Source organism: Flavobacterium sp. UGB4466, from assembly GCF_903469665.1.
Lineage (GTDB): Bacteria > Bacteroidota > Bacteroidia > Flavobacteriales > Flavobacteriaceae > Flavobacterium > Flavobacterium lipolyticum.
In genome coordinates this window covers 19,525-29,990 of the sequence record NZ_CAGKLC010000061.1, presented here as the reverse complement: position 1 = coordinate 29,990, position 10,466 = coordinate 19,525, and the positions used below count along the sequence as shown (strand labels likewise).

The 10,466-nt window shown below is 37.9% G+C and carries 11 protein-coding genes; all 11 read left to right on the top strand.

Translation table 11 applies throughout. The features are described from left to right. The first annotated feature begins 197 nt into the window (after nt 1-197). The 11 genes from JO950_RS14640 to JO950_RS14590 all read left to right on the top strand — a co-directional run bounded on the left by JO950_RS14640 (nt 198) and on the right by JO950_RS14590 (nt 10,461). Nucleotides 198-857 carry a hypothetical protein gene (locus tag JO950_RS14640; protein WP_202703327.1) on the top strand — a complete coding sequence of 220 codons (660 nt, stop codon included), beginning with the start codon at nt 198-200 and terminating at the stop codon, nt 855-857. 88 nt (nt 858-945) lie between these two features. Further along, entirely contained in the window at nt 946-1,122 is a 177-nt protein-coding gene (locus JO950_RS14635; protein ID WP_017495081.1) for a DUF1843 domain-containing protein, read from the top strand. A gap of 73 nt (nt 1,123-1,195) precedes the next feature. Continuing rightward, nucleotides 1,196-1,369, top strand: a complete 174-nt coding sequence (locus JO950_RS14630) for a DUF1843 domain-containing protein (protein ID WP_202703326.1) — start codon at nt 1,196-1,198, stop codon at nt 1,367-1,369. A 183-nt stretch (nt 1,370-1,552) separates the two neighbouring features. Continuing rightward, nucleotides 1,553-2,983: a radical SAM/SPASM domain-containing protein gene (locus JO950_RS14625; protein WP_202703325.1), complete on the top strand. Its 1,431-nt coding sequence runs from the start codon at nt 1,553-1,555 to the stop codon at nt 2,981-2,983. Nucleotide 2,984: 1 nt separating this feature from the next. Next, entirely contained in the window at nt 2,985-3,551 is a 567-nt protein-coding gene (locus tag JO950_RS14620) for a hypothetical protein (RefSeq protein ID WP_202703324.1), read from the top strand. Nucleotides 3,552-3,621: 70 nt separating this feature from the next. Beyond that, nucleotides 3,622-4,434 (top strand): hypothetical protein, encoded by an 813-nt coding sequence (locus JO950_RS14615; protein WP_202703323.1) that lies wholly within the window; start codon nt 3,622-3,624, stop codon nt 4,432-4,434. Nucleotides 4,435-4,482: 48 nt separating this feature from the next. Continuing rightward, nucleotides 4,483-5,709 carry a hypothetical protein gene (locus tag JO950_RS14610; RefSeq protein WP_202703322.1) on the top strand — a complete coding sequence of 409 codons (1,227 nt, stop codon included), beginning with the start codon at nt 4,483-4,485 and terminating at the stop codon, nt 5,707-5,709. A gap of 7 nt (nt 5,710-5,716) precedes the next feature. Continuing rightward, entirely contained in the window at nt 5,717-6,631 is a 915-nt protein-coding gene (locus JO950_RS14605; protein WP_202703321.1) for a glycosyltransferase family 2 protein, read from the top strand. Nucleotides 6,632-6,642: 11 nt separating this feature from the next. Further along, complete coding sequence (locus tag JO950_RS14600) at nt 6,643-7,839, top strand: hypothetical protein (protein WP_202703320.1); 1,197 nt, start codon at nt 6,643-6,645, stop codon at nt 7,837-7,839. A gap of 259 nt (nt 7,840-8,098) precedes the next feature. Continuing rightward, entirely contained in the window at nt 8,099-9,943 is a 1,845-nt protein-coding gene (locus tag JO950_RS14595; protein ID WP_202703319.1) for a hypothetical protein, read from the top strand. A gap of 104 nt (nt 9,944-10,047) precedes the next feature. Continuing rightward, the gene (locus JO950_RS14590; RefSeq protein WP_202703318.1) at nt 10,048-10,461 is read left to right on the top strand and encodes a DUF1842 domain-containing protein; all 414 of its coding nucleotides are present in this window, start codon (nt 10,048-10,050) and stop codon (nt 10,459-10,461) included. Nucleotides 10,462-10,466: the final 5 nt, after the last annotated feature.

Here is a 10,466-nt window from a genome sequence, read left to right as displayed (position 1 = left end):
GATTAGATCTTCATATCTAAAATAGCTTTGATATAGAAATTTAATGAAAGAAAATTATCTAAGTAACTAGTTAATTATTAATTAGTTGAGATTGAAAAAAGTGGAGCAGAACCCACTTAAAAAAAACGGACTGTTTCGCACAGTTAAAAGCGAAGGCGGATCTGAAAAGCCTCATGAGTAGGACAAAAACTATTATTATGCAACCAATACCTGTAAAAGTTAAAAATGTAAATGTGTATCCTTATGTAGAATGGCATGGAGGAGGAGTTGGACCCGTTATTCTTCCTGTAGTTGAAGGAGCTACTGGTACCTACGCGGTGGGAACACTTATTAAATCAGTGTTTTATAACCTGGATTTGAACACCCTGTCTGAAAAACCAAAATTGGGTGTACACCAAAGATATATAGCAAGCGGAGAGACTGAAGATGGGACTCCTTTTACTACTCCGTGGATGTATTGTACAGATGCGGGAACACAACCTGAGTTTGGAAGAACTATTACGCTTGGTAAGCCTGAATCTGAAACTATTAATGCTGAAACTTTACCTCCTTATATCACACTGGGAGAACTTACTGACATTACAGTTTCTCAGTTATTTCCGGCACCGGCAATAGGACAGAGAGTGTTAATCGAAAATGGAACCGGAAATGTTATCGCTACCAGAACAGGAACACCTCATGAAATGGGTAGCGAAGTAAATACCGGAAATCGTTTAGGCAAATTAACGGCTGGAGCGAAGAATATTATTATCACCGGAAAAAATAACGAAGGCAGAACAGTGACTTTAGGTAATTTGACTTGCTTGAGTCCAAACGAACCGGCACTTTTCCTACATCAGTTTGGTTATAGTAATTAAGGAATCAGAAAGTTTCTCCGGTAGAAATTTTTTCCTGAAAAAGGATAAATCCTCAAACAAAACAAATAATAACTAAAAAACAACAACTATGGGAATAATCATGCCTTATGGTGTCGCAGTTAGAGAAGCACTTGCCTCTAATGACCTGGCCAAGATGGAAGCTGTTGCCAAGCAAGCAAAGCAAACAATTAGAGATCATGGAGATCTGACTGTAGCTTTATTAGACTTATTGGACGCAATAGATTCTCTAAAGAACAAGAAATAAGCTGACTTGTACAGAAAAACAAGGGGGTATCTGAAAAACCTAAAGAGTAGGAATAATCCAAAAACAAAATAGTATGGCAACAGTACTTTACGGAGTAGGAATCAGAGAGGCGATTGCCTCGAATGATTTAGAAAAAATGGTTGCGGTAGCGGAACAAGCTAAGAAAACCATAAGAGAACAAAAAGATTTGCATGTAGCATTAGTAGAATTGCTTGATGCTATTGATACCTTGAAAAAGAAAAGGTAATCTAAAAAAGACGGTTTATCAAGTTTTACTTTTTAAACCGTCTTTTAAATAATTGTCAAACCATAAACAAAACTAATACCGATTGTGTATTCAATATAGTCCAATTGCATTGCGCTATTTTCATATTACATCGGCATTATACCAGAAAGCATTGAACTAAAATATAAGTAAAATTGATATAAGATGGATACTAGTAAGACTTCAACAAGATACAGAGTAAGGGATGATTATGCAACGGCTACTCCGGTACATGTCGTATGGGAAATTACGCTGGCTTGTAATTTGAAATGCTCGCATTGCGGATCGAGAGCCGGAAAAGTAAGACCGGGCGAATTAACTACAGAACAATGTTTTGGGGTTATTGATAGTCTTAAACGTCTTGGTACCAGAGAAATTTCGATTATTGGTGGGGAAGCTTTTTTAAGAAAAGACTGGATTGAGATTATCGAAAGAATACATCAAAGCGGGATCGAATGCTCTATGCAGTCCGGTGCCTATAATTTAAACGAAGAAAGAATCATTGCTGCAAAAAAAGCAGGAATAAACAATATAGGGGTTTCCATCGATGGAATGCCTGATACCCATAATAAAATAAGAGGAAGAAGAGATTCTTTTGAACATGCCGTTAATTGCCTAGAACTCCTTAAAAAGCACCATATAACTTCCAGCGTAAATACAGTAATTACAAAAAGAAGTAAAAATGAGATGAATGAGCTTTTGGATGTTTTGATTGAAAATAACGTAAAAAACTGGCAGATACAACTTGCCGTTGCTATGGGGAATGCCGTAGACAATGCAGATGAGCTGATCGTTCAGCCTTATGAATTAATTGATTTTTACGATGAGCTTATTGTGATTTACAGAAAAGCCTTAGCTCATAATATCCTAATACAAGCAGGAAATAACATAGGTTATTTTGGACCGTATGAACACATTTGGAGACAGGGCAATGAAAAATATTACACAGGATGTTCAGCAGGGCATACCGGAATAGGGATTGAAGCAGATGGTAAAATCAAAGGCTGTCCTTCCTTACCAACAAGTGCCTATACAGGAGGAAATGTAAAAGATATGGCACTGGAGGATATTTGGAAATACAGTGAAGAGATGGTTTTTTCCAGATATAGAAATAAAGAAGAATTATGGGGCGGTTGTAAAGGCTGTTATTATGAATCTTCTTGTCTGGCGGGCTGTACCTGGACAAGTCATGTATTGTTTGGTAAGAGAGGGAATAATCCTTTTTGCCATCATCGTGCTTTAGAATTAAAAAAGAAAGGGCTTAAGGAACGAATAAGAAAAATACAGGAAGCACCAGGTGACTCTTTCGATATGGGACTTTTTGAAATTATCGTGGAAGATGAAAATGGCGTAATTGTAGAAATACAGTCACCTTATAGTGAAACTCCTGTTCCTATTGTTGATGTGACAGCAAGAGTTCCGAGAATACCTAAAGCCTTAAAGTTATGCAATGGCTGTGATAATTATGTCTATGAAGAAGAAGAGGTTTGCAGTTTTTGTAACAGCAACGTGAAAGAGGTAAATGATGAATATGCCGCTAAAATGGAAAAAGCAAAACGCTCACTGGAAAAACTGGAATTCTTAATGATGAAATAGTATGGAGCAATTAAGAAGTATTCAATCAGAAATTGATCAGTATTCGCATCATATTGAAGAGGGTTTAAGTCTGTCGGAAATTACGATTAAGTACGGACTAAATTCTTACCGATACGGATCTTCCAGTTTCTTAGAGGCTCTTTTTGACCCGCTTCCAATGGCTCCACAAACGGTATTTTATGATCTGGGTTCCGGTTACGGAAATATCATTTTATACGGCGCCGTAAAACATCCGGATGTTCAGTTTAAAGGAATCGAAATTCTTGAAGAGCGAAATAAAGTTTGTGTTGCTTTAATCAAAAAAGAAGGGCTAACGAATGTTACAGCATTTTCAGGGGATATTTTAAAAACAGATATCTCAGATGGAAATGTTTTTTATCTGTACAATCCTCTTTACGATTTTCAATATGCTGAATTGTTAGATAAACTCTATCGCATCTCTCTCCATAAAAACATTATTGTCATTGCCGAGTCCAGCTGCATCTTTTTCGATGAAGCCGACTGGTTAGAGCAATATCACTTTAAAGATATTGATGTGCTTCGGAAAATTAAATACTACCGCTCTTAATCGGTTCATTAAAAACCACCAACATACCATAGAAATCAAAATCATTAATTAACCTAAAATCAAAACAGTTATGGCAAGTTTAAGTTCAATTATTCTTCCGGTTCTTGAAGGAATGGAAGAATCACATTTAAAAGACCAATTATTAAAATTCCTTCCAAATCAGGAGGAAGCATTTTCAAAAATTGAGAAAAGTTTCAATCAGCTGACCTCTAAAGTTCAGGATAAAGAACGTTTACAGCGTTTCTTTCATAGCTGGAGCCAAACGAATAACAGTGCAATGACAGTATCCGGAATCAGCAATCGTATGACCATGCTGGTTCATAAAAATCAACCTATTGCAGATGAAAAAGCACTATTGCAATCGATCACCAGTTTAAACCGTATCGTTGATGAAGATCTGGCAGTGGTGGGCAGAATTTTGCATTCGCAGCTGTTTTATACTATGGCCACTACAATCTGTACAGATGATGACTGGCTTTCCCGACGTTATCTGAATCAAAGTGCCTGTGATTTTAAAACATGGAAAGATCAGAACTCATTACGGAATAAAGACATCATGATTGCTTTACTGACAACTTTGATACATGAAATTTATACGCATGGAGAAGTAGAACTGATCTTGCCAAAATTCCAGTCCTGGTTGATTAATGTTTACGGTTACACAGAAGAAGAGTGCGATAAAACATTAGCATGGATCAGTGTTCACTGTGGACCAACAGAGAAAAATCACTTCTTTTTTGCTGTTAGTTCAATTTTTCACTACGCCAAGGCAATGAATATCGATCTTGAATCGTATGATCTGGAAGCAATTGTCAACGACTATTTAGCAAAAAAATCGGCCGTGATGGTGGATCTTTTGGAAGTGGAAGAATTGAGTTTTTAAATCGGCGTATCTAATTATCTATTACAAAAAAATAAACTTCAATCTTATATGTCAAAAATTAAACTACAGCAAAACCAAGCCGATCAACAGGAAAAATGGAATCAGTTGTTTTTTGAATATTTTCAGAATATCAACATATTAGGCAGAGATGCTTTTGCTAATTCGTCTGTCGTCCTGTCTCCGGAGTATAACAAACCGATGGATCGCCTGTGCGCTATTTTAAACAAAGCTTGTACAGCAATTGTTTTGAATTATTTTGAAGACAGCAGAATCCGGAACTATTATCAACTGGAGAATGACCTTGAAGCTTTATTAAAGAAGTGTAATAGCCAAAGCTATAATCAGGGTTTTTATCGCCCTGATTTTTTATATGATAGTAATGGCCAGGCAAAAATTTGTGAAATAGGAGCACGTTATCCGTTAAATGGATGGATGATCAGTTATTATTTACACCTGATCAACAATCAAACCAATGAATATAAAGATCAAATAGCTGCAGGAGGTACAGATTTAAAAAATCTTATCGACGATCTGTCTCAGCAGTTTGCTCCTCATAAAAAAGTAGCTCTTATTCATGATGATGAAAAAGGCAGCGATATTTTTAATGCACAAAGAGAGTTGGCAAAATTAAATATTGAATTAATTTCTGCAAAACCTCAGGAACTCGCGATTGTAAAGGATTCAATAGAAGCCAACGGAGTACCGGTTTCACAATTTATACTCGAAATGGATCGGGAAGAAATAAAAAAAATTAGCCCCGATGTATTAGACAAGTTAATTGAAGAGAATTGCTATTTCAATGACATCCGAACTTTAATCCTTATTCATGACAAAAGAGTTTTGGCTGTTATGTATGATGCCGGGATTATGCAGGACTACCTGAGTAAGGAAGAGTACAATTTTTTGAAAGAGTACCTTATTCCAAGCTTTGTTATTACCGATCCTGTTGAATGTGATGAATTTACAAATACAAAGCAAAATCTGATTTTAAAACTAAACAGCGGTGGAAGGGGAATTGGAGCCTACGTGAAAAGCGATTGCACTGATGAAAACTGGAATACTATAGTGAGAGAAAACTGGAACAGCTATCTGATTCAGCATTTTGTAGATCAAAAAGAGTTTGACGATGCTGAAAACAATCGTCAGATTTATTTAGTGGGAATGCTGTTGTGTAAAGACGATAAAAATTATGGATCCGGTATGTTTCGGGGATCAGATGAATCTGTTGTGAATGTGCATCAGGGAAGAGCTTTGATTTATCCAATAGCACAGTAGTCAAAATATGAAGCATACCGTTGTGATACCTCTTTATAATAAGGAAGCTTACATTTATGATACCATTCGTTCTCTGGCTTTTCAGGAAAAAAAGGTGTCAGAGCTTATTATTGTCGATGATTGTAGTTCAGACCTGAGTTTGGTATACCTAAAAGACGCGCTTTCTTTTTTTTCCCCTCAATTTTTGCAGACAGATGTTCAGATCATCGAGCTGGAAGAGAATAAAGGTCCGAGTAATGCCAGAAATATTGGAATTGAGCTAGCAACCGGAGATTTGATCAGTTTTCTGGATGCAGACGATTGTTATTTACCAACTTGTTTACACGATAGTAGTTCTATGATGGAGGAGGAGAATCTGGATGTGCTGATACTTGGCATTCTGCTCCTCCCCTCAAATCATTACTTACCGAATATTAAATCATTTGAAAAAGAAATGATTCCCTTTTCAGAGGAACTATTTTTAATTCCGGATCCATTGCATACGATTAGTTCTCCTGATTTTATTATGGGTTTCGGGAGTAATGTTGTGATCCGAAAAAAACATCTTGAAGATATTTTTTATGAAAGGGATGTTTCGATAAGCGAAGGCATTGATTTATGGTACCGTGTCCTAAAAAAATTACCTCAACGCTCCAGAGTTGGATTACTAAATAAAGCCTGCATCGAAGTACGGGAAGTGGAAGGAAGTTTGTCCAGAATTAGTCCCACAGATTGGAAAGCAATTGAAATCCCGATCATCATAAAGCGGTATCGAAAAAGCTCCAATCGATACGATCAGCAGTTAATGGGAATGTATTCGCAACGATGGCTGGAACACGCCATGGAGCGATTGCCCTCCTGGCAGCAAAAAGGGCTGTTTATTTTCAATCATTTCGCATTATTGGTCAAGAACAGTTATTATTTAAAAAGAAGAAACTCCTAAAACGACTCCTTATGTATCCCGTTTGTATCCCTCCAAAAATAGACCATTCTGAATTACAGGATTACTTTGAATTGGCCAAACAAAATCCGTTGTATATTGAATTTTACAAAGGAAATGATTTTGCTGCCGGAGCTCCTGTACTCAGTAAAAAAGAGTTAATGCCAATTTTAGAGACAAAGTTTAAACTTGAGGAAGAAAAAACAGGAGTGTATCTCGTACGCTCAGGCGGAAGCACTCAAAAGCCACTGGTTTTTCCGGTTGATATTCAGGAGAATCATAATCAGCGTCTTGCATTGGCAGGCGAACTCACCCGAAATAATTTTTTTACTCCTAAAACAATTGCCCTGAACATTTTTGGTTATTCCGATATGTATCGCACGGCAGCTATTATGGATGATATTCTTGAAAAATGTCAGGCAACCACTTTGGCATTAAGTGCCCATGCCAGTTATGCCGATATGGAACAGGCAGCCCGTCATTTCAAACCTGATTTTATATTTGGAACCCCTTCAAAACTAATCTGCTTTGCTCATTTTTTACAAAGGAACAACAGACAAATAGAAATTGGGAAGTTGTTTTATGCAGGAGAGTTTTTACGACCTAATACACAAAAGTTTTTGCAGCAGGTATTGGGTTTTCAGGAAGTATATTCCATGTATGGCTCTGCCGAAACCGGAATTTGGGCCTGGTCACATTGTACTAAAACGCCATCCTTGTTTTCCGTTATTAAAGGTATTATTGTTGAAATCATAAATCCCGATGAGGATGGATACGGTACAATAGCGGTTACGAATACATTCCGTAAAAGATTTCCGGTTTTTCGATATGCCATCGGAGATATAGGCCGATGGGTGGAACTGGATGGAAAATCTTTTTTGGAATTAAAATCCAGAGAGGCAAAATCTTTTATAGTTTGTGAACAGCATTACGACTTAGATAAATTTCTGTCGCTTACAAATGAAGCAACCGCTTTTCAGATTCAATTGTCAACCAATAAAAATTTTAAGGATGTTGTAAAGATGTTAATTGTACAAAATGTTTCTGAAGATAAAAAAGAAGCTTTCGTTGAGGAAAAAGGTGCAGCATTGAAAAAACTATTGAACTACGAAGACGGTTTTATGGATGTTGAGGTTTTGCTGGTGACGGCGGCAGATCTGTACATAGATCCCAATACGACTAAAACACCCGTGCTACTGGATCGGAGATAGTGGTTTTGTGCAAGTTTGTAATTTTTATTCCCTTTTTAAAAGAATTCTATTCCATTGATTATTCGCTTTATGGATAAAAAAACCAGTCTCATGACATTTTTTTATGTAGGATTTCTTATGCATTGTAATTTTAATCGGGAAAATTAAAAATGCTGGTTTTGTATAGTTATTCTAAAGGAAATCAGAACGATAAGATTATCCGTTGAGCATCAAAATAATACCAAACAATCCGAATTAGTAACCCCAAAAGCAAACTACCATGAAAGACTTAGCCTCTTCCTCGAAAACATGCGTGGATCCGATACCAGATTCAAGATATCCGGTTTTGGAGCCTTTTACAGGGCCTCAGCCCAGACTTCCACAATTTTGGAAATGTACTTGTGTACTTCACCCTTTTAGCCCCTTGCAGAGTAATAGTACTACTGCCGACAAAGAGAGCCCATTTTTTGAAATTTGTACCGCTACGGTTTATTATGCCGAAGGACTTGGATTAAACGCTTTGCTGGTAGGTGCTTCCGGCAGAAGATGGTGGTACAGAGTAACGCCCACTCAAACAGAAGTATCGACCGACGGAATCCGCTATACACCGATCAATGTAGGTTGGAGAATTCCAACGACAAACTGGTTTGGAAATGAAAGCAGTAGAGCAAAATGTTCCGGAACCAGTTATCTGAACTGGATGAAAGCACAAAAAGTAGATTGGTGGAAAATTCCGGTAGGGAACAGCAGTCCTGCACCTGCTACCTGGATGTGGTTTGACCATAAAACCAATTTTCCGGTGCGTCTTATGTTTGGACAAGGACCTGTTGCACGCCCGGGTTTAGGAGATGTTAATCAGCTGGCCTTATTTCAAATGTTCTCCTTTAGTTATTTCTCTACTTTTGAGAAATTATCAAGCAATCCTTTAAACTCACCTTTGGTACTTCCGGTTGTAGAAGGTTTTTCATTTGGAAACCGTGATAACTATGAGCTATTTACATGGAATACTAATTTTGGGATGACTGTTTTCATGACACCGGTCAATGAAGCATTCAATCCTCTTCCTACGAGGGTTTTATACAATTGGAGAGACAATTCGCAATATCGCGTTTCATCAGACAGAAGTCAGAGTACACTGATGAAATATACCTACAATCCCACAAATCCATTTACTGCGCAACAAGCGCTTCTTACCGGACCAACTCCTACCGGAATGACTCCTCCGCCTAATAGTGGAGCAGGATTTTTAATTAATTATTTAGGAGACAGAATCACAAATGCGATTGGTTTTGGAAAATTTCCATTCCCGCAGCAACCGCCAAACTGGGTTCAGATTCCGGCGGTACAAGGAAAAATTCATGCCACTATTGTGAGAAATCCTGCGCTTTGTCCGGGTAATACAGCCACTGTTGTTGGTGTGCATTTTCCACCTTCGGGAAATAATTATCCTGATTCTACTTATTTATGGACCTGGTATAGCCCTTTCGATCGAACCGGAAGACGCAGCCGACCAATAACCTTTATGCAATCGCAGTCAGGTGTAGGTCTAGGAACGAGTCTTGCTTTGGCAGATTATTTTGATTATGAGGAGTTTACAACGCCAATTCCGGCTTGCAATTTTGCGGTTCCGCCAGTTGATTTTACCGTTCAGGCAAAACCGAATCCAAGTACTCCTGATAATCCTAATCCTTCTTATCCATGGTTGGATACAGGTGTTCGATTGAATCCTAGTAGAGTTGCTACCATAAAATACAAAGATGGTCTATGGACGGCGAATCCAAATATCAATAACGGTCATTTGTACAATTCGGCCGGAAACCCAACTTTTATTAGTGCTAAACCCGGTTATGCGCTTCCAGGGGCAAACGAGGGAGCACTGGTAGGTAAAATTGGAGATGCTGTTTTCTTAATCGGACTGGGAGCAAACACGCCACCGGGATCAGTTGGAAAATTAGAATTATGCATTAATGACGATTTAAAAGGTATTTACGGTGCAGGTCTGACAGATAATATAGGACAGGTAAACGTGCAGATAAGTGTTAGTTCTCCAAAAAAAGAAAAACTTGAACCCGTAATAGAAAGTGGGACAGAACCCACTCTGGAAAACGAGCCGGTATCTGAATAAGGAGAAACTTGATCCAATGATAAAAAGTGGAGCAGAACCCACTATAAAAAACGAGGCGGTATCTGAAAAGCCCCACGAGTAAGAAAAATTTAAATTAAAAGATTATGGCAGATTTATTAGCAGGTGCCTATTTAGCAAAAGGCACAATCGGGAATGTAGGAACACCAGGTGCTCCAATTGCATCATTTAGTTTAGTTGTTGTACCGTCACAACATTCTGTTTCGGGTACAGTAGTGATTACACAGGCCATTCCAGGTCCTGATAGTCATATCGTTGTTCATGTTAAAGGTAGAATATATGCAACCGGATTCGGTAAAATTACTCAGGTAGTTAGCCTAAGCGGACAATATGTTCAATCTGTTCCTCCTCCTGCAATTGGTTCTTTTTTGGCCAATTTTGAGGCACACTTAGCAATCGATAGTTCATGGAACGGAACAGGAGGATTCTCTTATTGGAATCACCACATCGAGAATGTGCCTGTAAAGTCAGCAAAGAGTTTGAAAAAGGAATTGGCATAGAAACT

Coding starts and splice junctions, on each gene's coding strand:
- JO950_RS14635 (WP_017495081.1), top strand. CDS start 946: ATGGGAATAATCATGCCTTATGGTGTCGCAGTTAGAGAAGCACTTGCC.
- JO950_RS14590 (WP_202703318.1), top strand. CDS start 10,048: ATGGCAGATTTATTAGCAGGTGCCTATTTAGCAAAAGGCACAATCGGG.
- JO950_RS14625 (WP_202703325.1), top strand. CDS start 1,553: ATGGATACTAGTAAGACTTCAACAAGATACAGAGTAAGGGATGATTAT.
- JO950_RS14615 (WP_202703323.1), top strand. CDS start 3,622: ATGGCAAGTTTAAGTTCAATTATTCTTCCGGTTCTTGAAGGAATGGAA.
- JO950_RS14610 (WP_202703322.1), top strand. CDS start 4,483: ATGTCAAAAATTAAACTACAGCAAAACCAAGCCGATCAACAGGAAAAA.
- JO950_RS14605 (WP_202703321.1), top strand. CDS start 5,717: ATGAAGCATACCGTTGTGATACCTCTTTATAATAAGGAAGCTTACATT.
- JO950_RS14630 (WP_202703326.1), top strand. CDS start 1,196: ATGGCAACAGTACTTTACGGAGTAGGAATCAGAGAGGCGATTGCCTCG.
- JO950_RS14640 (WP_202703327.1), top strand. CDS start 198: ATGCAACCAATACCTGTAAAAGTTAAAAATGTAAATGTGTATCCTTAT.
- JO950_RS14600 (WP_202703320.1), top strand. CDS start 6,643: ATGTATCCCGTTTGTATCCCTCCAAAAATAGACCATTCTGAATTACAG.
- JO950_RS14595 (WP_202703319.1), top strand. CDS start 8,099: ATGAAAGACTTAGCCTCTTCCTCGAAAACATGCGTGGATCCGATACCA.
- JO950_RS14620 (WP_202703324.1), top strand. CDS start 2,985: ATGGAGCAATTAAGAAGTATTCAATCAGAAATTGATCAGTATTCGCAT.